General features: G+C 65.2%; 24 protein-coding genes. 14 read left to right on the top strand and 10 right to left on the bottom strand.

What is annotated here, in order from left to right; genetic code table 11:
- Positions 1-188 precede the first annotated feature (188 nt).
- Positions 189-2,057 carry a signal peptide peptidase SppA gene (sppA, locus tag C725_RS05450; protein ID WP_008600756.1) on the top strand — a complete coding sequence of 623 codons (1,869 nt, stop codon included), beginning with the start codon at positions 189-191 and terminating at the stop codon, positions 2,055-2,057.
- A gap of 6 nt (positions 2,058-2,063) precedes the next feature.
- Here sppA and C725_RS05445 read toward each other — a convergent pair whose 3' ends face one another.
- Positions 2,064-2,957 carry a prephenate dehydratase gene (locus C725_RS05445; RefSeq protein WP_008600754.1) on the bottom strand — a complete coding sequence of 298 codons (894 nt, stop codon included), beginning with the start codon at positions 2,955-2,957 and terminating at the stop codon, positions 2,064-2,066.
- A gap of 128 nt (positions 2,958-3,085) precedes the next feature.
- Here C725_RS05445 and C725_RS05440 point away from each other — a divergent pair, with 128 nt between their 5' ends.
- Entirely contained in the window at positions 3,086-3,820 is a 735-nt protein-coding gene (locus C725_RS05440) for a c-type cytochrome (RefSeq protein ID WP_008600753.1), read from the top strand.
- A 73-nt stretch (positions 3,821-3,893) separates the two neighbouring features.
- Here C725_RS05440 and C725_RS05435 read toward each other — a convergent pair whose 3' ends face one another.
- The 3 genes from C725_RS05435 to C725_RS05425 all read right to left on the bottom strand — a co-directional run bounded on the left by C725_RS05435 (position 3,894) and on the right by C725_RS05425 (position 6,819).
- On the bottom strand, positions 3,894-5,180 hold the full coding sequence (locus tag C725_RS05435) for a DUF418 domain-containing protein (protein WP_008600751.1): 1,287 nt from the start codon (positions 5,178-5,180) through the stop codon (positions 3,894-3,896).
- Between the two features lie 14 nt (positions 5,181-5,194).
- Entirely contained in the window at positions 5,195-6,043 is an 849-nt protein-coding gene (locus tag C725_RS05430; protein ID WP_008600748.1) for an LOG family protein, read from the bottom strand.
- Between the two features lie 83 nt (positions 6,044-6,126).
- The gene (locus C725_RS05425) at positions 6,127-6,819 is read right to left on the bottom strand and encodes an extensin family protein (protein ID WP_008600746.1); all 693 of its coding nucleotides are present in this window, start codon (positions 6,817-6,819) and stop codon (positions 6,127-6,129) included.
- 99 nt (positions 6,820-6,918) lie between these two features.
- On the opposite strand from C725_RS05425, the gene C725_RS16565 reads away from it, so the two are divergent.
- The 6 genes from C725_RS16565 (at position 6,919) to C725_RS05405 (ending at position 12,846) form a co-directional block, all read left to right on the top strand.
- On the top strand, positions 6,919-7,083 hold the full coding sequence (locus C725_RS16565; RefSeq protein ID WP_008600744.1) for a hypothetical protein: 165 nt from the start codon (positions 6,919-6,921) through the stop codon (positions 7,081-7,083).
- Positions 7,084-7,210: 127 nt separating this feature from the next.
- Positions 7,211-8,404, top strand: coding sequence for a phosphoserine transaminase (locus C725_RS05420; protein ID WP_008600742.1), 1,194 nt, complete (start codon positions 7,211-7,213; stop codon positions 8,402-8,404).
- Between the two features lie 146 nt (positions 8,405-8,550).
- Positions 8,551-10,134, top strand: a complete 1,584-nt coding sequence (serA, locus tag C725_RS05415; protein ID WP_008600740.1) for a phosphoglycerate dehydrogenase — start codon at positions 8,551-8,553, stop codon at positions 10,132-10,134.
- 112 nt (positions 10,135-10,246) lie between these two features.
- Entirely contained in the window at positions 10,247-11,383 is a 1,137-nt protein-coding gene (locus C725_RS05410; protein ID WP_008600739.1) for an ATP phosphoribosyltransferase regulatory subunit, read from the top strand.
- Entirely contained in the window at positions 11,380-11,523 is a 144-nt protein-coding gene (locus tag C725_RS16365; protein WP_008600738.1) for a hypothetical protein, read from the top strand. The genes C725_RS05410 and C725_RS16365 overlap by 4 nt, the downstream gene beginning before the upstream one ends.
- Positions 11,524-11,556: 33 nt before the next feature.
- Positions 11,557-12,846: an adenylosuccinate synthase gene (locus C725_RS05405; protein WP_008600737.1), complete on the top strand. Its 1,290-nt coding sequence runs from the start codon at positions 11,557-11,559 to the stop codon at positions 12,844-12,846.
- Between the two features lie 80 nt (positions 12,847-12,926).
- Here the strand turns inward: C725_RS05405 and C725_RS05400 are convergent, their stop codons facing one another.
- Both C725_RS05400 and C725_RS05395 read right to left on the bottom strand, forming a co-directional pair.
- Positions 12,927-13,427, bottom strand: a complete 501-nt coding sequence (locus tag C725_RS05400) for a flavodoxin family protein (RefSeq protein WP_008600736.1) — start codon at positions 13,425-13,427, stop codon at positions 12,927-12,929.
- Between the two features lie 49 nt (positions 13,428-13,476).
- Complete coding sequence (locus C725_RS05395) at positions 13,477-14,826, bottom strand: acyl-CoA dehydrogenase family protein (RefSeq protein ID WP_008600734.1); 1,350 nt, start codon at positions 14,824-14,826, stop codon at positions 13,477-13,479.
- A 98-nt stretch (positions 14,827-14,924) separates the two neighbouring features.
- Here C725_RS05395 and C725_RS05390 point away from each other — a divergent pair, with 98 nt between their 5' ends.
- Positions 14,925-15,800, top strand: coding sequence for a diacylglycerol/lipid kinase family protein (locus C725_RS05390; RefSeq protein ID WP_008600732.1), 876 nt, complete (start codon positions 14,925-14,927; stop codon positions 15,798-15,800).
- 3 nt (positions 15,801-15,803) lie between these two features.
- Here the strand turns inward: C725_RS05390 and C725_RS16360 are convergent, their stop codons facing one another.
- Complete coding sequence (locus tag C725_RS16360) at positions 15,804-15,968, bottom strand: hypothetical protein (protein ID WP_008600730.1); 165 nt, start codon at positions 15,966-15,968, stop codon at positions 15,804-15,806.
- Between the two features lie 417 nt (positions 15,969-16,385).
- Here C725_RS16360 and C725_RS05385 point away from each other — a divergent pair, with 417 nt between their 5' ends.
- Entirely contained in the window at positions 16,386-16,511 is a 126-nt protein-coding gene (locus C725_RS05385) for an entericidin A/B family lipoprotein (RefSeq protein ID WP_008600729.1), read from the top strand.
- A gap of 83 nt (positions 16,512-16,594) precedes the next feature.
- Here the strand turns inward: C725_RS05385 and tatC are convergent, their stop codons facing one another.
- The 3 genes from tatC to C725_RS16805 are packed head-to-tail and all read right to left on the bottom strand — an operon-like array spanning position 16,595 to position 18,231.
- Entirely contained in the window at positions 16,595-17,398 is an 804-nt protein-coding gene (gene tatC, locus C725_RS05380; RefSeq protein ID WP_008600726.1) for a twin-arginine translocase subunit TatC, read from the bottom strand.
- Entirely contained in the window at positions 17,395-17,934 is a 540-nt protein-coding gene (gene tatB / locus C725_RS15245) for a Sec-independent protein translocase protein TatB (RefSeq protein ID WP_008600723.1), read from the bottom strand. The genes tatC and tatB overlap by 4 nt, the downstream gene beginning before the upstream one ends.
- Before the next feature lie 36 nt (positions 17,935-17,970).
- Positions 17,971-18,231: a twin-arginine translocase TatA/TatE family subunit gene (locus tag C725_RS16805; protein WP_008600721.1), complete on the bottom strand. Its 261-nt coding sequence runs from the start codon at positions 18,229-18,231 to the stop codon at positions 17,971-17,973.
- A 177-nt stretch (positions 18,232-18,408) separates the two neighbouring features.
- On the opposite strand from C725_RS16805, the gene C725_RS05365 reads away from it, so the two are divergent.
- The 4 genes from C725_RS05365 (at position 18,409) to ftsH (ending at position 23,300) form a co-directional block, all read left to right on the top strand.
- On the top strand, positions 18,409-19,308 hold the full coding sequence (locus C725_RS05365; RefSeq protein ID WP_008600720.1) for a helix-turn-helix domain-containing protein: 900 nt from the start codon (positions 18,409-18,411) through the stop codon (positions 19,306-19,308).
- Between the two features lie 110 nt (positions 19,309-19,418).
- Positions 19,419-20,258 (top strand): tol-pal system YbgF family protein, encoded by an 840-nt coding sequence (locus C725_RS05360; protein WP_008600719.1) that lies wholly within the window; start codon positions 19,419-19,421, stop codon positions 20,256-20,258.
- A gap of 65 nt (positions 20,259-20,323) precedes the next feature.
- Entirely contained in the window at positions 20,324-21,217 is an 894-nt protein-coding gene (gene tilS, locus C725_RS05355; RefSeq protein ID WP_008600717.1) for a tRNA lysidine(34) synthetase TilS, read from the top strand.
- Between the two features lie 118 nt (positions 21,218-21,335).
- Positions 21,336-23,300 (top strand): ATP-dependent zinc metalloprotease FtsH, encoded by a 1,965-nt coding sequence (gene ftsH / locus C725_RS05350; RefSeq protein ID WP_008600715.1) that lies wholly within the window; start codon positions 21,336-21,338, stop codon positions 23,298-23,300.
- The last annotated feature ends 66 nt before the right edge of the window (positions 23,301-23,366 follow it).

The raw sequence follows: 23,366 nt of genomic DNA, 5'->3' as shown, positions 1-23,366 counted from the left end.
GGCCGAATTGCGAATTTTTCATGACCGGAACGGGCGAGCGCCGGTCCCGCGGCGGATGGTCACCTCTGTCCCGGCTTGGCGCCGCGGGCCGCGTGTCCCATATGCTGCCTCCCGGCCCCAATTTACAGGCCTGTGCGCGCTGCTACGTTGCGGCGCATCGTGAACGACAGGAAGGATAAGCGCGCGCGATGGCGATATTGAAGGGGCTCTGGTCGTTTCTGGTCGGGGTGAAGGACTTTCTCGTTCTTCTGCTCATGCTGCTGATCTTCGCAGCGATCTTCGCTGGACTGAATTACGAGCAGGACGCGCCCGCCCTGGCCGACAACGGCGCGCTGACCATTCCGCTCGACGGCTATCTTGTCACGCAGGCGCAGGAAATCGATCCCTTTCAGCTGATCTCGGGTGGACCCACGGCCGGCGAGATCGAGACCGCGAAGCTGATCTCGGTCATCGAGGCCGCGAAGGACGACGAGGATATCGACACGATCGTCCTCGACCTCGACGGGTTTCTGGGCGGCGGGCTGGCGGACGTGCAGGACGTCGGCAACGCGCTGGCTGAGTTCCGGGAAAGCGGCAAGACGGTCGTCAGCTTTGCCACGGCCTATCTCGACAGCGGCTGGTTGCTCGCCGCGCACAGCGACGAGATCTGGCTGAGCCCGCTGGGCGCGGTGTTCGTGCAGGGGCCGGGCGGCTCGCAGCTCTATTTCGGCGACGCCCTCGAAAAGCTGAACATCGACATCAACGTCTTCCGTGTCGGCACATACAAATCCGCCGTCGAGCCGCTGATCCAGAATGCGGCTTCCGAACCGGCGAAGCGCGCCAATCAGGCGCTGGTCGACGACCTTTGGGAAAACTACCGGGAGGATATCGCGGCCGCCCGTCCGCAGGCCAAGCTGGCGGATTATGTCGCTGACGTTCCGGGCCGAGTGCGCGCCGCGAAGGGTGATTTCGCGCAGGCCGCCCTGGCCGCAGGACTGGTCGACCATCTCGGATCCCGCGCCGAATTCGACCGGGAGATGGCGAACCGCGTCGGCGAAGACGAAGACGCGCCGGGTGGCTATCTGAGCACGGCCTATTCCGCTTATGCCGCCAGCGTCCAGCCGGCCGCCAGCGGCGATGCCGTCGGCATCGTTACCGTCGCCGGCAACATCGTCGACGGGGAAGCCGGGCCGGGAACGGCGGGCGGGCAGACCGTCGCCGACCTGATCGGGCAAGCGGTCGCCGACGAGGACATCAAGGCGCTGGTCGTCCGGGTCGATTCGCCGGGCGGGTCCGTCATGGCCTCGGAGCAGATTCGCCAGGCGCTGATCGCAGCGAAGGCGGAGGGTCTGCCCGTCGTGGCGAGCTTCGGTCCGGTGGCGGCGTCGGGCGGCTACTGGGTTTCCACGGCCGCCGATACGGTGTTCGCCCAGCCGACGACGATAACCGGCTCCATCGGCGTGTTCGCAGTCATTCCATCTTTCGAGAATGCGCTGTCCGATCTCGGCATCAATGCCGACGGCGTACAGACCACGCCCCTGTCCGGCTCGCCGGACGTTTTCGCCGGTCTCAGCGATACGACGCGCGAGGTATTTCAGTTGTCAGTGGAGGACATTTACCGCCGCTTCACCGGCATCGTGGCGGAGGCCCGCGACATGCCCCGGTCGCGCGTGGAGGAAATCGCGGAGGGGCGCGTCTGGTCCGGCGCTGCGGCCCGCCAGCTTGGCCTTATCGACCGGTTCGGCACCTTGAGCGACGCTGTCGCTGCGGCCGAGACAGCGGCTGGTTATGAACCGGGCGAGCTGCGCCGCGCCTATGTGCGCCAGCCGAAGCCACTGCCGGTCCAGATCGCCGAGTCCATGTTGTCGCCCGACAAGGCGGAGGAGGCGCACAGCGCCGCCGACCTGGCCGCCGCATCGCAGCGCGCGCAGTTCACGGCGGCGCTGGACGATGTCATGACCATCGCAGACGGTCCGGCGCTACAGGCGCACTGCCTTGCCTGCGCGGCCTACAGTCCGCGAACGGTTACGAAGCCGCTACCCGGATGGCTGGAGGCAGCGCGCGCTTTCCTGGACTAGGGAGGTTCAGCGCGCGCGGGCGCGGGGATAGGTGCCGATGATGCGGACCCATTTCGTGAAATGCGCTAGCTCGTCGAGTGCGCGCTTTACAGCCGCGTCAGAGGGGCGCCCTTCGATGTCGACATAGAATTCGGCGGCCTGAAACCGCCCATCGCGCATGTAGCTTTCCAGCTTCGTCAGATTGATGCCGTTCGTGGCGAAGCCGCCAAGCGCCTTGAAGAGGGCGGCGGGAACGGAACGGACTTCGAACGTCAGCGTCGTCATGACGTCCTCCTCCAGGGCCGGCTCTTCCGCTTCCCGGCTCAGCGCCACGAATCGGGTGGTGTTGTGCGCGGCGTCCTCGATCGCCGTTTCTACCGGTTCCAGGTCGTAAAGCTCGCCGGCAAGGCTCGACCCTACCGCTGCGAGCCTTCGGTCGCCTGTTTCGGCGACCAAAGCCGCTGCTGCTGCGGTATCGAAATGCGACCGTTGGGCGATCTCCCAGCCGGCCAGTCGCCGGCGGCATTGACCCAGCGCCTGCGGATGGCTGACCGCTTCGCGGATGTCCGACCGCTTGGTGCCCCTGGGGGCGAGCAGGCAGTGGGAAACGCGGACGAAATGCTCGCGCGTGATGTGAAGGCCGCTTTCCGGCAGCAGGAAGTGAATGTCCGCGACCCGGCCATGCTGGGAATTTTCGATCGGGATCACCGCGACGGCGGCGCGGCCGTCCTGCACTGCCTCGATAGCCCCCTCGAAACTGGTGCAGGGCAGCGGCAGCATGTCCGGAAACAGTTCACGCACGGCCTGATGCGAATAGGCGCCAGGCGCCCCCTGGAAGGCGGCGGCGCGGGCGGGTTCGGCAACAGCGGCGGCGCTCATGCGCTCAACCATGTCGCGGGCGGGGGCGGGATAGTTCTGCATGGGGTGCGTGCATTCGCATCACCAGCACCGGCTTGGCAAGATAGCGCCCCCAGCCTATGAAGCCGCCCGAGCGAACTTCACGGCCGTGCCCGCGATGCGGTACGGGCGAACAGACCAGGGATAGCCTTGTGGACAGTTTCGAGTGGAATAAGATCATCGGCTGGGTCCTGATGGCGGCCATTGCCGTCCTCGGTCTCAGCATCGTTTCCGGTGCCGTCTATCACCAGGAACGGCCGGAGGAGATGGCCTTCTTCGTGGATGTACCGGAAGAGGCGGCCACCGGCGAGGATGCCGTCGATCCCATGGTGGAACTGGCGACGGCCATGCAGACCGCCGACGCGACCAAGGGCGAGGCTGTCTTCAAGAAGTGCGCCACTTGCCACACGGTGAATCAGGGCGGCCCGAACAAGCAGGGCCCGAACCTTTACGGCGTCGTCGGTCGTCCCGTCGGCAGCCATGCCGGCTTCAGCTATTCCTCCGCCATCGGTGATCATGGCGGAAACTGGGACTGGGAGCTGCTGAACGCGTACATCACCAGCCCGCGCGCCGCGATTCCCGGCAACGTCATGTCCTTTGCCGGTATCGGCGATGTTCAGGACCGCGCGAACCTCTTCGCCTATCTGCACTCGCAGGGCGGCTCGATCCCGCTGCCCGAAGCGCCCGCGCCTGAGGTTGCGGCGGCCGACGAGGCTGGTGCGGAAGCCGGCACCGAGGGCGATCCCGAGGGTACGGGACCGGAAGCCGCAAAGGCCGAGGACGGCCCGGAGGCCGAGATCGAGGACGCGGCTGCATCGCCAGAGGGCAATGTCGGCGGTCCGGGTGCTGAAAATCAGGACACGAACGACACGGCCGACGACAAGTAGGGCGCCGCGTTCATTCGAGCAGGGCAGGGGCCGGGGCGGCGACGCGTCCGGCCCCTCTTCATTTCAGGCCCGATCATTTAAGGAGGTGTGGCCGGCGTCCATAGGTGCCCCACCGCCAGATCCATTCCAGCGGACCAAAGGCGAAGCGGCTCAGCCAGAGGCGGCTTGCGACGAGCTGAACAGCCAGGATGACGGCGGCAACGCCCCATAGCTGGGCAATCGACAGCCTGCCGTGCAGGCCGAGGCCGAAACCGGGAAACAGCCACCACTGGCAGATCAGCGTCTGGCCGATATAGTTCGTCAGCGCCATGCGGCCCGCCGGCGCGAAAAGACGTTGCAGCCGGGTGCCGGCAGCGCCCTTCCATAGAAGCGTCAGAAGACCGAGATGGCCGATCGTGACCGCCGTGCGGCTGAGCGGATCAGACCAGGCCAGCATGGGAATGGGCACGCGAAACCCCGCCGCTGCCATCTGTCCCCATTCGGCGGCATTCAGCGGAATACCGAGGCCGTAGCCGACGGCCAGCATCCACAGATACACTTTCCGGTCGCCGCCACCGGAAAGGACGCCGAGGCGCATCAGCGCGGCGCCGATCAGCATCATCGACAGTGGCTCGAACAGCCAGATTCGCGTCGAGCCAAGATCGTTCAACTCGTTCGCCCAACGAACCTTGTAGTGCCAATTGTCCGAAAGGGACCCGCTGCGCGCCGCGCGGCTTTCGGCCGCTTCCTCCGCGTCGGGCGCAAGCGAGGCAAGATAGGCGTGCCAATCGGCGACCAGCGCGTTGTCCTCGCCCGCACCCTGCGTTTCCGCTCCCTCGGCAAAGGCCTGCATGTTCGCCGCGCCCAGCGTCGCGCCGAGTCCCAGGCCCGTCAGCATGACGATCCCGGCCGCGCCCGCCCCGATCATCTGTCGGGGCTCCAGATCGCGAAGCAGCCACAGGAACAGACCCGCAAGCCCGTAGATCAGCAGGATATCGCCCGGCCATAGCAGCAGATAGCCATGCACGAGCCCGAACAGGATCAGGAGCGCGGTGCGGCGGTAATAGCGCCCCGCCCGCATGCCCTTGTCCGCCAGCAGGATGAACCCGGCGCCGAAAAGAATTTCGAGAAGGCCGCGCATCGTCCCTTCGACGAACAGCATCTGTACCCACCAGACGAAGCGGTCGGCGGCGCTCCAGCCGGCGATGCGCGGATCGGTTTCCACGCCCGGCACGCTTCCCATCAGCCAGATGTTCAGAAACAGGATGCCGCAAATGGAAATGCCGCGCAGCACGTCGAGCAGCGGCAGGCGCTCGGCCGGCCGCGTCGGTGCCGCCCGGGGCGGCGGTGCCTCCTCGTCCCAGCCGGCGGCGTCCGGCACGGTGCCTGCCTCCGTCAGACCTTGTCGCCCTCTTCAATGGCGTAGAAGTCGGCCACGATCTGCCAGCCCTCCTCCGCCGTTTCGACGAAGTTGAAGAGTTCGAGATCCTTGTGCGAGATCGTGCCCTCGTCCGCCAGCGCCTCGAAATCGACGATGCGCCGCCAGAAGGTCTCGCCGAACAGCAGCACCGGCATGCGCTTGATCTTGCCGGTCTGGATCAATGTTAGCGTTTCGAAAAGCTCATCCATCGTGCCGAATCCGCCCGGAAAGGCGGCAACGGCGCGCGCGCGGATCAGGAAATGCATCTTACGAATGGCGAAATAGTGGAAATTGAAGCTGAGTTCGGGCGTCACATAGGGGTTCGGTGCCTGCTCGAACGGCAGCACGATATTCAGCGCGACGGATTCCTGGCCGACATCGTGCGCGCCGCGATTGGCGGCCTCCATGATGGAGGGGCCACCGCCGGAAACGACGACGAAGTTGCGCTTGCCGTCGCCCGTCTGCGGCAGGCTTGAGACGATCTGCGCCAGGCGCCGCGCCTCGTCATAGTAGCGCGCCTTGGCCGCCAGCGAATCGGCCTTCCGCTTTTCCTCCGGCGTCCTCGCCGCCGCCTGCAACGCCTCCGCGGCGGCCGGCTCGGGAATGCGGGCGGAGCCGTAGATGACGAAGGTCGATTCGACGCCATGCTCGGCCTGCAGCAGTTCCGGTTTGAGAAGTTCCAGTTGCAGGCGGATGGGGCGCAGTTCTTCGCGCGTCAGGAAATCGGGATCCTGAAAAGCGAGACGATAGGCCGGGTGGTCCGTCGGTCCAGCTTCCGCCCGCTCAGCATCCTCCCGGCTCGTCGGAAACACGCGCTCTCCCATGCGCGCATGGTCCGCGTCTCTTTTGTGCGGGCGGTTAGAGTCGGTGCGGGGTTCTTGCGTGGATCGGGACATGCGTGCGCTTCCTAACGGCAATAGGGGCCGCGGCCCATGTCCATGTGCAGGTGGTCCTGGTGATATCGGTCGCCGTCCGGTCCGATGACGATCTGAAATTTGCGGCATCCCGCCTGGTGAACATCCTTCAGGAAGGCGCTGTCCGCTCCGCCTGCACGCCAGCCGCTTTCCACCCGAACCGTGCGGCCGCTTTCCAGGCGAAAGGCCGCGATGTCGACGGCATTCGCATGGGCATGTTCCGACAGTTTCGCGCCCGGCCGCGAGTTGACCGATCGGCAAGAATAGGTGCCGTAGCTTTGAATGCGGTCGACGCGTTCGCCGAAATGCTTGCGCGCGAGTGGCTGCACCTCGTCCGTAATCCAGCCATAGAGAGCGATGGCGGCGGGGCAGGAAATCGCCGTCAGGCCCGGCACGGGCACGCCGATGTCCAGCAGCTGCACACCATCGTCGAACCCGCAGCCTTCCGCCGTCCGGCGTGGCGGCAGAGTTCGAAACGAGACGGGCAGCTTCCTGAGGGCGGCATAGCACGCCTCCGCCTCCTGAGAGGGCGCCTGCGGGGCGGCGGCAGGCCGAGGCGCTCCGCCGGGTTGCGGCACCCGGCGCGGCGGATCGGCCCGGCCGCACGCGGAAACGACGATCAGCGCAGCGAGTAGCGCCAGGATGGCGGGAGGAGCGGCCGGGCGGCCGTAAGAAGCGCAGGACATGGCGCCCAATGCCTTAGTCCCGCTGCGAGTCGCCGTCACCCTGCAAGCGTGCGGCCGCTGATACACTTCGCCTCGCAGACGGGAGGGGCGGGAGAGATTATGCTCGCGGCCGCTCCCGAAACGGCAAGGATCGAGCTGACCATGCGCAAATTCTTAATCGCGGCGGCAGTGCCGCTTCTGTTTCTTGCTGCGGCGCTGATCGTTCCCGGCCTTGGTATGGAACGCCCCGCCGCCGCGCGGTCCTCGTCCGCCGATGGCCATTGAAGGTTTGAGAACCGATCCGGAGGGTGGTCACATCTGCAACATTTGACATGGCCGGCGGCCCCTCTAGTTACGGCGGCGGGCCACGCCGTCCCAACGCGGCGCGCGCTCTCTGTAAGGAGAGAATACAGTGTCAAATGAATCCCGCACGGGCGCACCTGCGCGTCCGGCAGAACCGACGCTCAAGCCTGAGCGCCCCTTCTTCTCGTCCGGTCCCACCGCGAAATTTCCGGGCTGGTCCCTCGATAAACTGAAAACCGAATCGCTCGGACGGTCACACCGCTCCGCGCTCGGCAAGGCACGGCTGAAATATGCCATAGACCTGTCGCGCGAGCTTCTCGGCGTGCCGGACGATTATCTGATCGGCATCATGCCGGCCTCCGACACCGGCGCGCTGGAATGCGCGATGTGGACGATGCTCGGCCCGCGCCCGGCAACCGTCGCGGCCTGGGAAAGCTTCGGCAATGTCTGGATTCAGGATGCGGTCAAGCAGCTGAAGCTGAAGGACCTGAAAACGCTGAGCGCGGATTACGGCGCGCTTCCCGACCTTGCCTCCATCGATCAGGGCGACGACGTCGTCTTTACCTGGAACGGCACCACGTCCGGCGCTCGCATTCCGAACACGGACTGGCTTGCGGACGGGCGCGAGGGCCTCGCCATCAACGACGCCACCTCCGCCATCTTCGCGCAGGAGATGGACTGGCCGAAACTCGATGCCACGACCTACAGCTGGCAGAAGGTCATGGGATCGGAAGCGCAGCACGGCATGCTGATCCTCAGCCCCAAGGCCGTGGAGCGCATCGAGAGCTACGACCCAGAATGGCCGCTGCCGAAGCTCTTCCGGCTGAAAAAGGGCGGCAAGATCAATGGCGGTATTTTCGAAGGCGCGACCATCAACACCCCCTCCATGCTGGCGACCGAGGATTATATCGCTGCGCTGGAATGGGCGAAATCCATCGGTGGCCGTCAGGCGCTGTTCGACCGCGCGAACGAGAATGCGCGTATCGTCGAGGCCTGGATCGAGGCCACCCCGTGGATGCGCAACATGGTGCCGCAGCCCTCGGAGCGCACGAACACCGGCATCTGCATGGTATTTCAGGGCGATTGGTACGAGAGCCTACCCGATGATCAGAAGGCCGGCGTTCCGAAGCAGATCGCGCAGATGCTGGAATCGCGCGATGTCGCCTATGATTTCAACGGCTATCGCGACGCCCCGCCCAGCCTTCGCATCTGGTGCGGCGGCACGGTCGAGGCGGAGGACATCAAGCGTCTGCTGCCGTGGATCGAATGGGCGTATGAAGAGGTGAAGGCCGGCCGCGTCTGAGGCAGTGCCGGGACGCCTGCGGGCGTCCCCTCTTCTTTCCCGGTGTCACCCCAGCAAGGCGCGAAGGGGACATCTTTTGCCGGTGCGAATCCTACCAGCGGGCGCAGCGCCCCGCACCGGCCTTTTTCCGACAAGGAACATGAACAATGACCGTACCCAAGGTCCTCATCGCTGACAAAATGTCCCCCAAGGCCGCGGAAATCTTTCGCCAGCGCGGTGTAGAGGTCGACGAGAAACCCGGCCTTAGCAAGGACGAGCTCATCGCCATCATCGCGGACTATGACGGACTTGCCGTCCGCTCCGCCACGAAGCCCGACGCCGACATCATGGCCGCGGCCGAGAAGCTGAAGGTTATCGGCCGCGCCGGTATCGGCGTCGACAATGTCGACATTCCCGCCGCCTCCGCGCGCGGCATCGTCGTCATGAACACACCGTTCGGCAATTCCATCACGACGGCCGAACATGCGATCGCTCTGCTGTTCGCGCTCGCCCGGCAACTGCCGGAGGCCGACGCCTCGACCCAGGCAGGCAAGTGGGAGAAGTCCCGCTTCATGGGTGTGGAGGTCACGGGCAAGACGCTGGGTCTGATCGGCGCCGGCAATATCGGCTCCATCGTGGCCAGCCGCGCGCTCGGCCTGCGGATGAAGGTCGCCGCCTTCGATCCCTTTCTGACGGAGGAGCGCGCGCGCGACCTGGGCATCGAGAAGGTCGATCTCGACACGCTGTTGAAGCGCGCCGATTTCATCACCCTGCACACGCCGTTGACGGACCAGACCCGAAACATTCTCAGCCGCGAAAATCTGGAAAAGACAAAGAAGGGCGTGCGCATCGTCAACTGCGCGCGCGGCGGCCTGATCGACGAGGCGGCGTTGAAGGATTTGCTGGACAGCGGCCATGTCGCGGGCGCTGCCCTCGATGTGTTCACCCAGGAACCGGCGAAGGAATCGCCATTGTTCGGCACGCCGGGCTTCGTCGCGACGCCGCATCTCGGCGCCTCCACGACGGAGGCACAGGTGAACGTCGCCATTCAGGTGGCGGAGCAGATGGCGGACTATCTGCTGACCGGGGCGGTGACCAACGCGCTCAACACCCCCTCCGTCTCCGCCGAGGAAGCACCGAAGCTGAAACCCTATATGGCGCTGGCGGAAAAACTCGGCCTTCTTGCCGGGCAGCTTGTGGAGGAAGGCGTCACGCGCGTCACTGTGGAGGCGGAGGGTGCTCTGGCCGAACTCGGCCTGAAACCGGTCACCTCGGCCGTCCTGGCGGGGCTGATGAAGCCCGTGTCCGATTCAGTGAACATGGTGAATGCCCCCGTGATCGCTCGCGATCGGGGCATCGACATCGCCGAGGTCAGGCACGAGAAGGAAGGCGATTATCACACGCTGCTGCGCGTCACCGTGGAAACGGGCGCGGGTACGCGTTCGGTCGCCGGCACGCTGTTCGGCGACAACAATCCGCGCCTCGTCGAACTGTTCGGTATCGGCATGGAGGCGGACCTCTCCGGCACCATGCTCTATGTCGAGAATGAAGATAAGCCCGGTTTCATCGGCGCCGTGGGATCGACGCTTGGCAAGGCCGGCGTCAATATCGGCACCTTCAATCTCGGCCGGCGCGGCAATGGCGGCGAAGCGGTCATGCTGGTGTCCGTCGACGAGAATATTTCCGAACCGCTGCTGTGGGAAATCTGCCGCCTCGATGGCGTGCGCGACGTAAAGGCGCTGCGCTTCTGAAGCCAGGTTCAAGAAACAAGCCGTCGCCCCCGCCTGCAGTGGGGCGACGGCTGGATCTGAAACAAGGCAGTTTGGCCTTGCCAAGCCGGCCGGGCGGATAAAGGGAGAGGCCATGTCCAGCACCGTTTCCGCCGAACTGCCCGACCCCATTGCCAAGGGCTTGCTGCCGGAGGGCTTCCGCGATCGTCTGCCGCCGCGGGCGGAGGCGGCGGTCAATCTGGAACAGGCCATGATGGCGGCCATCCGCCCGCACGGTTACGAACGCGTCGCGCCGCCCCTCGCGGAGTTCGAGGAAAGCCTCGTGACGCGTCTTGCCGGCGCGGAGACGCAGGACCTCCTTCGCCTGATCGATCCGCTTTCTCAGCGCACCATCGCGCTGCGCCCCGATATGACCGCGCAGGTTGGCAGGATTGCCGCTACGCGCCTTGGACATCGACCGCGTCCCCTGCGTCTCGCCTATGCCGGGCCGGTCCTGCGGGTGCGCAAGCCGCAGGTCGGCGCGACGCGGGAAGCCCTGCAACTGGGCGCCGAGCTGATCGGTAGCGACCATGTGCGCGCAGTGGAGGAAATCCTGACCATAGCGCTGGAGGCGCTGGCCGCAACGGGCGCGAAGGACATCTCCGTCGATCTGACGCTGCCGTCTCTGGTCGGGGAATTGGCGGAGGGACCCTGGCCCGTGGCGGACCTTCCCGCCGTTCGAAACGCTCTGGATGGCAAGGATCATGCGCAGCTTCGCGCTGCCGGCGGCACGGCCTATGCGCCTCTGATCGAGGCGGCCGGCCCTGCGGGGGAGGCGCTCGCCGCGCTGCGTTCGGCGAACATGGGAGAGGCGTTCTGCGCGCGCCTGGACGCTGCGGAGCGGCTTGCCGCGACAGCCTCCCGCTTCGGGTCCGTCTCGCTAGACCCGACGGAGCGGCTTGGCTTCGAATATCAGACGTGGGCCGGATTCAGCCTTTATGCGGGCGGCGCGCCGGCGGAGATCGGTCGCGGCGGGACATACACCATTCGTCATCCGGACGGACATGAGGAGGCAGCGGCGGGCTTCTCTCTCTACGTCGATCCGCTCGTCGAGGCGGGGCTGGGCATCGGGGCATCGCGCCGCATCTTCCTGCCGCTCGGAACGGCGGACGGGATCGCGCAGCGGCTGCGCACCGAGGGCTGGGTCGCCGTCGCGGCCCTGTTCGAGGAGGACAGCCCCGAGGCGAATGCGTGTACGTACATCTGGGACGGTGAGGCGAGACCGCTATGATCGACGACGAAGATCGGAAGGAGCGGGAGGAACTGCGCCGGGCCGCGCAGAAGGCGGCAAGCCTTTCGACCGTGGCCCTCTTCGCCGCTGCGGCGGCGCTCGCTCTCTCCATCCTTGGCCTCTTCATGCCGCTCCGCTAGGAGGCGGCCGAACCCGGCAGGAAGACTATCCGCATGAGCAATGTTACCGTCATCGGCGCGCAATGGGGCGACGAGGGCAAGGGAAAGATCGTCGACTGGCTCTCCGCCCGCGCCGACGTGGTGGTGCGTTTCCAGGGCGGGCACAATGCCGGGCACACGCTGGTCATCGGGAGCAGCGTCTATAAGCTCAGCCTGCTGCCGTCGGGCATCGTGCGCGGCACGCTGTCGGTGATCGGAAACGGCGTCGTTCTCGATCCCTGGGCCCTGATTGCGGAAATGGACAAACTGCGCGGTCAGGGTGTCGATATCACGCCCGACAATCTGCGCATCTCCGAGACCTGCCCCCTGATCCTGCCGTTTCACCGCGATCTCGATGGCCTTCGTGAGGATGCGAGCGGCAAGGGCAAGATCGGAACGACGCGCCGCGGTATCGGCCCGGCCTATGAGGACAAGGTCGGCCGCCGTGCGCTGCGCGTCGCGGACCTGGCCAACCTCGATCGAGCAGAACTGCAACTCGACCGGATCGAGGCGCATCACAACGCTCTGCGCGCGGGGTTCGGGGAGCCGCCCATCGACCGTGCGCGGCTGATCGCGGACCTGCAGGAAATCGCGCCGAAGGTGCTGCCCTTTGCCGGTCCCGTCTGGCGTGACCTTGCGGAGGCGCGCGCCGAGGGGCGCCGCATCCTGTTCGAGGGCGCGCAGGGAACGCTTCTCGACATCGACCACGGCACCTATCCCTTCGTCACCAGTTCCAATACCGTCGCGGGTACGGCTGCTAGCGGCTCGGGCCTCGGTCCGAACTCGGTCGGCTACGTGCTCGGCATCGTCAAGGCATACACCACGCGCGTCGGCTCCGGTCCCTTCCCAAGCGAGCTGGAAGACGAGACCGGTCGCCGCCTAGGCGAACGGGGCCATGAGTTCGGAACGGTAACGGGGCGGCAGCGTCGCTGTGGCTGGTTCGACGCCGCGCTCGTTCGTCAGTCGGTGGCGGTTTCCGGCGTGACCGGTGTTGCGCTGACGAAACTCGACGTTCTCGACGGATTCGACACGCTGAAGATCTGCACGGGCTACGACGTTCGCGGCACGCATTACGATTATCTGCCGGCCAGTCCGCAGGATCAGGAAGACGCCGTTCCGGTCTACGAGGAGATCGAAGGCTGGTCCGGTTCCACGGCCGGCGCACGCAGCTGGGCGCAATTGCCTGCGCAGGCGATCAAATATGTTCGCCGCATCGAGGAACTGATCGGCGTACCCGTGGCCTGCGTATCGACCAGTCCCGAGCGTGAGGATACGATCCTCGTGACCGACCCTTTCGCAGCATAGGATTAAGCACCAAGAGGAAAGGATTTGAGCGTCGTAGTCCCCGTGGCGCTGGAACGACCAATGGCGTTCGAGCGGATGATCTAGAAGATGCCCATTGCGAGCCCAGCCGCCAGACTTTTGCCGATATCGGCGCAAGCCTTCGCATCCGGTGCGTCTATGGTTTTCTCGGCAAGAATCTTCTCGCGCGAATCGGCGTGGGTGCAGACGATGAGAGGGTCGGCGACCGGCTTCAGTCTCCACCCCTTGGCGATTCGCGCAGTCTGTCTGGCGGCGTTCTCGCCGTCCGTGCCGGCGCAGACCATCTGTGCATAGGGCCGCCCCTCGATGCGGCCGAGAACCTCATAATAGGTGCGGTCGTAAAAGGCCTTCATGACGCCGGCGATGGCTGCGAGATTTTCTGGCGCGGCGAAGATATACCCGCTCGCCGACAGAAGATCGTCCGTGCCGGCCGCCTCGGCGCGCAGCAGACGGACCGCGCAATTCTCTTCCTCCTGGGCGCCTTCGGCCGCGGCCTCGGCCATTTGCCGCGTTCCGCCGGTGCGCGAATGATAGACGATCAGCAGGGTGGGGGTTTCGGACATCCGGCCATGCTAACGGAGTGCACGCTTCGCCGCGAGAAATTGCGCGATGCTATTGCGGGGCAGCATGCATGCGCGGCCGGATCTGCGAGGCATGGGCGTCGACCTCCTCATAGGGAACGTTCGACAATTCCGCCTTTCTGGGGCCGAGATAGCCGAACAGATAGGCGCCGACCTTCCGCATCTGGATTTCTTCCGCGCCCTCGGTGATGCGATAGCGGCGGTGATGGCGGTAGATATGCTCGAACGGCTTGTGCCGCGAGTAGCCGAGGCCGCCATGCACCTGGATCGCCCGATCCGCCGCCTCGCAGCAGAGGCGGTTCGCCCAATAGTTGCACATCGACACCTTGTCGCTCAGCCGGGTCTCGATCTCCACATGGGGCGTGGCATCCATGTCACTGGCCGTCTTGCGGATGAGCAGGCGCAGCATCTCGCACTGGGTCGCAAGCTCGACCAGCGGAAACTGGATAGCCTGATTGCGCGCCAGGTCTTCGCCGAAGGGCCGGCGGGCGCGGGCGTATTTCACGCTTTCTTCTATACAATAGACGGCTGCACCCAAGGACGAGGCCGCCTGCCTTATACGGTTCTGGTGCACGAAACTCTGGGCGAGGGCGAGGCCGCCGCCAACGGGGCCGAGGATCGCGGATTCCGGCACCCAGACCCCCGCGATACGAATATGCGGGTGGTCGGTGGGCATGTTGTACGTCCACAAATACTCCTCGACTTGGATCGACTCTGCGGGAACGAGGAAGCAGGTGATGCCGCGCGCGTCACCGTCCTTTCCGGAAGTGCGGGCGAACACCGCGCAGTGGGTGGCGACATGCATGCCGGTGGTCCACATCTTCTCCCCGTCGATCCGATAGCCGGGGGTGCCGTTCCGCGTTTCGGCGGCAGCGGTCGTTTCCATGTGCGTTGCGTCCGACCCGTGTGCCGGCTCCGTCAGTCCAAAGGTGACCCGCCGGGTGCCTTCAAAGCCGCCCAGGATGAATTCCCGCTTCTGCTCCTCGGTGCCGAACTGTTCGTACATCGCCACGAATGGAAAGTTTCCGACGATTGAATGTTCGTTTTGCAGATCATTGTGGAGACCGAGACCCTTGGCAGCCAGATACTCCCGGATGACTGCCATCCACAGGTTCAACCCGTCACGGCCGCCATATGCCTTCGGCGCCGAGAAACGCCAGTGCCCGGCCGCGTCAGCTTTCCGCACCGCCGCCCGTAGAAGGGCTTCCCACGCCTCGCTTGGCAGACCGCCCGCCTCGAAGTTCGTGCGTGCATATTCGCGGCGATGATCGAAGAAGCGGACATTGTCGTTCGCATCCTCCAGCGGCTTGATCTCCGCCTCGATAAAAGCGTCGAGGGTCCGCAGATACGCCGTCAGGTCCGCCGGCAGGTCGAAATTCATCGTGCTCGCCCCCTTCTTCTCCTATGGGCGGAAAGCATGACCCACGCGCCGCGTCCGGTCCACGAGCACGAATGACAGGGGGCAGAGCGCAGACGTCCATGAAGCTTGCACTGATCGTCAACGCTCATAGCCGCAGCGGGCAGAAGGGCTTTTCAGAAGCGAGCGCGGCCCTTGCCAGGATGGGGGTGAACCTTGTGCTTGCCGAGGCGGTCCGGCGGCCGGATCGCATTCCCGGCACCATCGACCGCGCATTGACGGCGGGGGCGACGCGCCTGATCGTCGGCGGCGGCGACGGTACGATTTCCTCCTCCAGCCGACAGGTCGGAGAGGCGGGAGCGGAAATGGCGATGCTGCCGCTCGGGACTGCGAACAGCTTCGCGCGGACGATCAATCTTCCGCTGGACATAGAGGGGGCGTGCCGGACGGCTGTCGAGGGTGAGGCAAGGGCCATCGATCTCGGCCGCCTGGGCGATCACTACTTTACCAACGCGGCGGCCATCGGCCTGCCCGCCGAGATCGGCAGGACGGTGCCGGACGGATTAAAACGCGTCTTCGGCCGGTTCGCCTATCTGTTCTGGGCGCTCTATAAGCTGATGCGGTTTCGGGGCTTTACCTGCACGGTGGACACCGGCGCTCGGCGACGCGCCTACCGCGTCGTCGAGGTGCGCATCGCGAATGGTCGTTTTCTGGGCGGCCTGGAAGCGGTGCCGCACGCCGATCCCGCAGATCACGCGCTGGTCGTGCAGATGGTGCGCGGCACGACGAACCGTCAGCTCGTGAAGGCGTGGGCGGAACTTGCCATCGGTCACGCACCGAACATCGGGGAGGTGGAGGAAATTAGGGGGCGCAGCTTTCATCTCCATACCGACCCCCCGCAACCTGTTTCGATCGATGGAGAGGTCCTTGCCCGAACGCCAACGGAGGTATCCATCGCCCCTGCCGCCCTGAAACTGGTTTTCCCGAAGGGCGGTTGAGATTCAGTTCCAGGGCGTTTTCGAATCCGGCGGCACCCCCTTTTCATTTTTCTCGATCTTGCGCACGGCCTCTTCCGGCTCTTCTTCCTCGCGCTCCAGTTCCTCGGACCTTGGCGCCTTTGTTTTCGGCTCATCGTCCTGCGGCGGTGTTTTCGGCGGCTTGCTCATGACGGCGTTCCTTCTGCTGTGCCGGGACAACTGCGGCGGCGCGCACGCGTTCCCGCGAGACATCGCGCCTGCGTGGCACGAAGCAGGGCTGCCCTCCGCTTCGAACTGGAGAATTCTAGTTTTTGTCGTTTCGCGGGAACCGGGCAAATCATTCTTCGTTCTTTGGGCCAGATAGCGAATGATATCCCCCCCCGCTCTCGCTGTCTGATAAAAGAGGCCCGGTCTCGCCCCCATCCCCCAGGGTGCGGAATCGGGCCTCGCCATTTTCAACAGCTTCGATTCCCTAGATCGGCCATCTTCGCCGTGCGCGGGCGCGCCTGCGCTCCGCCGGGTCGCGGTATTCGCGCGCAAAGGCACTCGGGAACCTCTGCCCCGGAGTCCTCGTTCAGATCGTGCAATTTGCGAGAGGAGTATCCCATGAAGAAGGTTACGACGATGCTGGTGCTGGCGCTCGGCCTTGCCGCAGCAGCCTGCAATACGGTCGAGGGTGTGGGCGAGGACGTGCAGTCGGCCGGCGAAACGGTCGAGGACGCGGCGAACTAGGTTCGCTTCTCCTCAGCAACAACAAAAGGGGCGCCGCGGCTGGGTGCGCGGCGCCCCTTTTTTGTGCATCCGCTGCGAACGGATCAGGCGTCCTTTTCCGTCAGCGCTCGGGCCGCCTCCCGTTTGTGGGTGATGCGAATGGCGATGATCGACAATTCGTAGAGGATGATCATGGGAACCGCGAGCATGAACTGCGAAACCACGTCTGGCGGCGTGACGACAGCGGCGATCACGAACGCGATGACGATGGCATAGCGGCGGAACGACTGTAGCTGCTTCACGTCGATGATGCCCGCCCGTTCCAGCAGCATGAGAGCGATCGGCACCAGAAAGCAGAGGCCGAAAGCGAAGATCAGGCTCATCGCGAAATCGAGATAGTCGCCAACCGACGGCAGCGCCTGCAGGGATACGCCGTCGGTCTCGCCCTGCATTTCCAGCAGGAAGGTGAACACCGTCGGCATGGCGACGAAATAGGCGAGCGCCGCTCCCAGGAAAAAAAGGATCGGCGTTGCCAGGAGGAAGGGTAGCAGCGCCCGCTTTTCCTGTCGGTAGAGACCGGGCGCGACAAAACCCCAGACCTGATTGGCGATGATGGGAAAGGCGAAGAGAAAAGCCGCGAAGAGGGCCACCTTGATCTTCGTGAAGAAGGCCTCGTAAAGCTTGGTGTAGATCAGCGTCTGCCGCTCGCTTGCCCCGACGCGGTCATAAGCCTCAAGAAGGGGCTGGCCGAGAAAGGCCAGAAGATCGTCGGAAAAGTAGAAGGCGACGAAGAAACAGCCGAGAAGCGCGAGTACCGACCAAAGCAGGCGGCGCCTGAGTTCGATCAGATGATCGAGCAGCGGGGCCTTGCTGCCGTCGAGTTCGTCATCGACATCGGACACGCTCATTGCCCGCGCGTCCCGGCGGTCGACTTGCTTCCCTCAGCATCGTCGAGTGTCGTCGTGTCTGGCGACGCGGGCGTGGGGGGAAGCGTGCTCTGCGCCCGCCCGGACATGCCGTCTGTCACGGCCTCCGAACGGTCTGCTGCGGGCGGCGGCGGCATTCCCGTCGGCTCGCCCAGATCGACGGAAGACTTGCCCTCGTCACTCTGCGGCGGAACCTGATCCCGAGCTGGAGATTCGTCGGCAGAACCGCCGCGCATCTGCCTCGCCTCGGGGCCATCGTCCTTGGCTGCGGGCAAGTCGTCATCGCTGGTGCGCGCCATGATGGCGGCATTGTGGGCTTCCCACTTTTCGCGCATTTCGTCGAGCTCCGCCTGGCGGACCATTTCGTCCATGCCAGCCTTGAAGTGACGCGCGGTTGCGCGAACCTTGCCAACCATCTGTCCCACCGTGCGCATCAGCTTTGGCAGATCCTTCGGACCCACCACCAGCAGCGCGACGATCGCGACCAGCAACAGTTCGGAATAGCCGAGATCGAACATCTGCCGGTCTTCGTTCCAGAAATAAGGGGGTTGAGCTTACGAGTTGCGCTGCTCACCCGACGATGCCGGGGTGGCTTGGGTCGGCTCCACCGGCGCGTGACTGCGATCCGGCGTCTTCTCGCGCGTCAGCATTGCGCGTTCCGATTCGGGGGTCGCCTCGTCGTCGGCGAGACCATGCTTGAAGCTTTTGATGCCCTTGGCAAGATCGCCCATCATCTCGGAAATACGACCTTTTCCGAACAAGAGCATGATGACGATCGCGACGATAAGCCAGTGCCAGATGCTGAGGCTGCCCATGGGAACTCTCCGTTAGCGTAATTCATCCGCACCCGATATGGGGCGTTGTCGCTGCCATTCTAGGCATGCGCGCCCCGCGCGGCAAACCAATGCCGCGCTTGACCAAAATAGTTCACAAGCGAGACTGGGCCATGAGCGCGTTTCGCGAGCAGAACGCCGAGGAAGAGTGTGGAGGCCATGGAAGAGACGGATTTCGCCGAAGACGGCCAGTCGGGTCCTGGTTACCGGCAGGATTATGGCGGCGGCCATATCGGCGCACGGCTGCAGGCCGCCCGGCTGGATCAGGGCCGCGAACTCTCGGATATCGCCGCTCAGACACGCGTGCCCCTGCGACACCTGACCGCGATCGAGGAGGGCATGCACGACAATTTGCCGGCGCTGCCCTATACGATCGGCTTTGTGAAGAGCTATGCCCGGGCAGTCGGCATGGACCCGGACGAGGCTGCCCATCAGTTTCGGCAGGAAACCACGATTTCCCCGCGCGAGCCGACGGTCATGATCGCGCCCATCGACCAGCGACGCACGCCTCCCAAATCCGCCATGCTGCTCGGGGCCGGTCTCGTCGGTCTCGTCGTGCTGATCGCGATCCTGTGGAGCGCCGGCCTGTTCGGCGGCCCCAACGACGTCGCCGATCCCGAGTTCGATCCGCTGACCAGCGAAACCGAGGTGGCAACCGCGATCGGTGCGGAAGAGGAAGCGCCGGATGCGGCGCCAGAACCGCAGCAAACGGCGGAGGCCGCGGTCCTGTCCGGTCCCATCGTCGTTCGCGCGGACGAGGAGGCATGGGTGCGGATACGCGGCGGCGGCGAGACGCTGCTGATGCGGGTCATGCAGCCGGGCGAAACCTTCGAGGTGCCGGAGGGTCGCGACGATCTGCAACTGCGCACCGGCCGCGCAGGCGCGATCACGATCATTGCCGGCGGTCGTGAGCTGCCCAAGCTGGGCGACGCCAACGAAGTCATCGGCGAGGTGCCGCTGACGCCCGCCGGATTGCAGGCCATGATCGGCAGCGACGAGACGGGCGAGCCCGGCGAGACCGGCGCAGGCGCCCTCGCTGCCGCGGATGGTGAGGAATGAGGGCACGAGGAACGACCGGCGGATTCGAGGGCAATCCGCCGTTTTCATCGTAGCGACAGGTGCCTTTCGCTAGCGAGCCGAAGGTCCATCCGAAGGGGAAGCCAAGACTTATGCGTAAGATCATCATTGCCGCAATCCTGGCGAGCACGGCCGCCGGCGCGGCACAGGCCCAGACGCTCGGCACGCTCGACAATCGGCTGAACAAGCTGGAGCGCGAGGTGCGCGCCGTGCAGCGCAAGGTCTTCCCTGGCGGCAATGACCGCTTCTTCGAGCCGGAAATCCAGACGCCGGCGCCAGGCGCCGTGGATGATAATGGCGGCTTCGGCGTGGGCGCGGCGACGCCGACGGCGGTCTTCACGGAACGTCTGAACGCGCTGGAGTCCCAGGTGCAGAACCTGACGGGGCAGGTGGAGGAGATGAACTTCAAGATGCGCCAGATGCAGGAGCGGCTGGCGTCGTTCGAAAGCGACACGAAGTTCCGCCTGCAGACGCTGGAAGGAAACGGCGGCGAAGGCGCTCTCGATTTCGAGGGAGGTGGCGGCAGCCCCTCCGCCGGCGGGCCGGAGGGACAGTATGCCGCGGCCTATTCGCTGTACGAGGAGAAGGATTTTTCCGGCGCGCAATCGGCCTTCACCGCCTTCATGGAGGCAAACCCGGAGCATGAGAAGGCGAGCGCCGCCGGCTATTGGATCGGCCGTTCGCTCTTGCAGCAGGATCAGCCGGTGCAGGCCGTGCAGGCCTTTCTGAGCAATTATCAGGAGCGCCGCGACGGTGTGCGTGCGCCGGACAGCCTGTTGTGGGTCGGGCGGTCGCTGATGCAGATCGAACCGCCGCGCCGCGAGCAGGCCTGCCAGGCCTATGACCGGCTGGAAACCGAATATGAGGGCAAAATGTCGAACGAGGTCGTCAGCGGCCTCGTCGAGGCGCGCATGGAGGCAGACTGCAGCTGACGGGCCTGTCGTTCGCCGGCCGCCTGAACCGGATCGCGCCGGACGCTGCGGCGGGTCCGCTGGCATTGGCGGTTTCCGGCGGCGGCGACAGTCTCGGCATGCTCGCCATGGCGGCGGCCGAGATGCCGGACCGCCTCCTGATTCTGACGGTGGATCACCGCTTGCGAACGGGCAGCGCAGCGGACGCCGCTTATGTGGAGGCAATCTGCGCGGATCGCGGTCTCGCCTGCGTTCGTCTCGATCTGCAATGGGCTGAAGATTTGCCGTCGGCGAATCGCGCCGCTTCCGCCCGCGCCGCCCGGTACGCCGCCATGGCGAAGGTCTGCCGAGAGCGCGGTGTTCCCTACTTGTTAACTGCGCATCATCGGGACGATCAGGCCGAAACGATCCTGATGCGCCTTGCGCGCGGCAGCGGCGCCGCCGGTTTGCGCGGCATCAAGGCACGCACCTGCATCGCCGGATTGGCCGTGCTGCGGCCGGTTCTCGGGGAAACGCGGGCGTCCCTGCGGGCGGCCGCGGAGGCGGCGGGCTTCGAACCGCGAGAGGATCCGACCAACCGCGACATGGCCTATGATCGGCCCCGTTTCCGCGCTCTTCTGCAGCGGGAGCCGCTTCTCGATCCGCGCCATTTGGCCGAGACGGCAGGCCATCTTGCAGACGTGGAGCAAGCGCTTTGCTGGGCCGAGGAGCGTGCCGTCGCGGGCAATCTGCGCCGAGAGGGAGACGTTGTGGTCCTCGACCCCGCCGGCCTGCCGGCAGAGCTCGTCCGGCGCCTGCTCTTGCGCGCGATCTCCATGCTGTCCTCCGGCGCGGCACCACGCGGTCCGGCGCTTGCCCGCTTCCAGTCCGCTCTTGTCGAGGGGCGGACGGCGACCCTTGGCGGGACGCGAGGACGCGTTCATGGCAGCGAATGGCATTTGCAGGCGGCGCCCCCGCGCCGTTCGGGAGCGAGCACATGAGGCGGATCGTTCGGCAAGCGACGCCGCGCTCCCGCCGCAGCTTTTTGCCGCGCCTATTGGGGACGGGCGGGCAAATGACTATGTTGGACCCCGAACACTTCCCGAACGGATGCCCCGAATGAGCGACCAGGACCCCAAAAAGCCGCAAAACCCGCTGATGAAGAATCTCGCCATCTGGGCGGTGATCATTCTTGGCCTGATCGTGGCCGTGTCGGTGATCGGCGGCCAGTCCGGCGCGCAGAACGTGACGCCGATCGCCTATTCCGACTTCATCCAGAAGGTCGACGAGGGCGCCGTGCAGTCGGTGGAGATTCGCGGCAGCGAATTGAAGGGCACCATGTCGAACGGGCAGGCCTTCCAGACCTATGCGCCGGAGGATCCGGGCCTCGTCCAGCGCCTCGAAAATCAGGGCGTCACCTTCAATGCGCAGCCGGAGGAATCGCGCAGCCTGCTGGGCGCCATCCTCATCAACATGCTGCCCATGCTGCTCCTGATCGGCATCTGGATCTTCTTTATGCGCCAGATGCAATCGGGCGCCGGCAAGGGGGCCATGGGTTTTGGCAAGAGCCGCGCGAAGATGTTGACCGAAAAGCATGGCCGCGTGACGTTCGATGACGTTGCAGGCATCGACGAGGCGCGTGAGGAACTGACGGAGATCGTCGATTTCCTGAAGGACCCGACCAAATTCTCGCGTCTGGGCGGCAAGATTCCGAAGGGTGCGCTGCTGGTCGGCCCTCCGGGTACCGGCAAGACGCTGCTTGCGCGTGCCATTGCGGGCGAGGCGGGCGTTCCCTTCTTCACCATTTCCGGTTCGGACTTCGTGGAGATGTTCGTCGGCGTCGGTGCCAGCCGCGTGCGCGACATGTTCGAGCAGGCGAAGAAGTCCGCGCCCTGCATCATCTTCATCGATGAAATCGACGCGGTCGGCCGCCATCGCGGTGCAGGCCTCGGCGGCGGGAATGACGAGCGCGAACAGACGCTGAACCAGCTCCTCGTCGAGATGGACGGCTTCGACGCGAACGAGGGCATCATCATCGTCGCGGCGACGAACCGCCCCGATGTGCTCGATCCCGCCCTGCTGCGCCCCGGCCGTTTCGACCGTCAGGTCGTGGTGCCGCGGCCGGACATCGAGGGACGCGAGAAGATTCTCGAGGTGCACATGGCCAAGGTGCCGCTGGCGCCCGACGTCGTGTCCCGCACCATCGCGCGCGGCACACCCGGCTTTTCGGGCGCCGACCTTGCCAACCTCGTCAACGAGGCGGCGCTACTCGCAGCGCGCAAGGGCAAGCGCCTGGTGGGAATGGCGGAGTTCGAGGAGGCCAAGGACAAGGTCATGATGGGCTCCGAACGCAAGACCATGGTGATGACCGAGGACGAGAAAAAGATGACGGCCTATCACGAGGCCGGTCATGCGCTCGTCAGCCTGCACGAGCCGGCGTCCGACCCCATCCACAAGGCGACGATCATCCCGCGCGGCCGTGCGCTCGGCATGGTCATGCGCCTGCCCGAACGCGACGAATATTCCTATCACCGCGATAAGATGCACGCGAACATGGCCGTTGCGATGGGTGGCCGCGTCGCGGAGGAGATCATTTTCGGGTATGACAAGGTCTCCTCGGGCGCATCTGGCGATATCCAGTACGCGACCGACCTGGCCCGCAACATGGTCACCCAGTGGGGGATGTCCGACAAGGTGGGGCCCGTGATGCTGACGGAGAATCAGCAGGAGGTGTTCCTTGGCCAGCAATTGTCGCAGCAGAAGAATGTTTCGGAGGCCACCGCCCAGTTGATCGATGCCGAGGTCAAGCGCGTCATCGAACAGGGTTATGCGCGCGCGAAGGAGGTCCTGTCGGGCCATGAAGACCAGCTGCACCAGCTGGCCGGTGCCCTTCTGGAGTATGAGACGCTGTCCGGCGACGAGATCGAGATCATCATGGACGGCGGCTCGATCGATCGTTCGGACTCCGCCAGGAAACGTCCAGTGGGAATTGCGGGCGGTGCGAGCGCCATTCCCAAGGCGGGTAAGCGTGCAGGTCGTGGCGGCGAGGAACCAGGCAGCGGCGCCGTTCCCGAAGGTGCGTAACCTCGCGATCGTTGTATTTCGGTAGCATGTGAATTGTGAGACGGCGTCCGTCCCAATGGGATGGGC

Origin of the sequence: Pacificimonas flava, from assembly GCF_000342165.1 — a bacterium.
GTDB lineage: Bacteria > Pseudomonadota > Alphaproteobacteria > Sphingomonadales > Sphingomonadaceae > Pacificimonas > Pacificimonas flava.
Note: the sequence above shows the minus strand (reverse complement) of the source record. Positions and strands in the feature narration are given on the sequence as shown.

What these genes read in the sequence shown, in the direction of transcription:
- sppA (WP_008600756.1), top strand. Translation starts at nt 189, where the DNA reads ATGGCGATATTGAAGGGGCTCTGGTCGTTTCTGGTCGGGGTGAAGGAC.
- C725_RS05445 (WP_008600754.1), bottom strand. Translation starts at nt 2,957, where the DNA reads ATGCAGAACTATCCCGCCCCCGCCCGCGACATGGTTGAGCGCATGAGC.
- C725_RS05430 (WP_008600748.1), bottom strand. Translation starts at nt 6,043, where the DNA reads ATGGGAGAGCGCGTGTTTCCGACGAGCCGGGAGGATGCTGAGCGGGCG.
- C725_RS05425 (WP_008600746.1), bottom strand. Translation starts at nt 6,819, where the DNA reads ATGTCCTGCGCTTCTTACGGCCGCCCGGCCGCTCCTCCCGCCATCCTG.
- C725_RS16565 (WP_008600744.1), top strand. Translation starts at nt 6,919, where the DNA reads ATGCTCGCGGCCGCTCCCGAAACGGCAAGGATCGAGCTGACCATGCGC.
- serA (WP_008600740.1), top strand. Translation starts at nt 8,551, where the DNA reads ATGACCGTACCCAAGGTCCTCATCGCTGACAAAATGTCCCCCAAGGCC.
- C725_RS05410 (WP_008600739.1), top strand. Translation starts at nt 10,247, where the DNA reads ATGTCCAGCACCGTTTCCGCCGAACTGCCCGACCCCATTGCCAAGGGC.
- C725_RS16365 (WP_008600738.1), top strand. Translation starts at nt 11,380, where the DNA reads ATGATCGACGACGAAGATCGGAAGGAGCGGGAGGAACTGCGCCGGGCC.
- C725_RS05405 (WP_008600737.1), top strand. Translation starts at nt 11,557, where the DNA reads ATGAGCAATGTTACCGTCATCGGCGCGCAATGGGGCGACGAGGGCAAG.
- C725_RS05400 (WP_008600736.1), bottom strand. Translation starts at nt 13,427, where the DNA reads ATGTCCGAAACCCCCACCCTGCTGATCGTCTATCATTCGCGCACCGGC.
- C725_RS05395 (WP_008600734.1), bottom strand. Translation starts at nt 14,826, where the DNA reads ATGAATTTCGACCTGCCGGCGGACCTGACGGCGTATCTGCGGACCCTC.
- C725_RS05390 (WP_008600732.1), top strand. Translation starts at nt 14,925, where the DNA reads ATGAAGCTTGCACTGATCGTCAACGCTCATAGCCGCAGCGGGCAGAAG.
- C725_RS16360 (WP_008600730.1), bottom strand. Translation starts at nt 15,968, where the DNA reads ATGAGCAAGCCGCCGAAAACACCGCCGCAGGACGATGAGCCGAAAACA.
- C725_RS05385 (WP_008600729.1), top strand. Translation starts at nt 16,386, where the DNA reads ATGAAGAAGGTTACGACGATGCTGGTGCTGGCGCTCGGCCTTGCCGCA.
- tatC (WP_008600726.1), bottom strand. Translation starts at nt 17,398, where the DNA reads ATGAGCGTGTCCGATGTCGATGACGAACTCGACGGCAGCAAGGCCCCG.
- tatB (WP_008600723.1), bottom strand. Translation starts at nt 17,934, where the DNA reads ATGTTCGATCTCGGCTATTCCGAACTGTTGCTGGTCGCGATCGTCGCG.
- C725_RS16805 (WP_008600721.1), bottom strand. Translation starts at nt 18,231, where the DNA reads ATGGGCAGCCTCAGCATCTGGCACTGGCTTATCGTCGCGATCGTCATC.
- C725_RS05365 (WP_008600720.1), top strand. Translation starts at nt 18,409, where the DNA reads ATGGAAGAGACGGATTTCGCCGAAGACGGCCAGTCGGGTCCTGGTTAC.
- C725_RS05360 (WP_008600719.1), top strand. Translation starts at nt 19,419, where the DNA reads ATGCGTAAGATCATCATTGCCGCAATCCTGGCGAGCACGGCCGCCGGC.
- ftsH (WP_008600715.1), top strand. Translation starts at nt 21,336, where the DNA reads ATGAGCGACCAGGACCCCAAAAAGCCGCAAAACCCGCTGATGAAGAAT.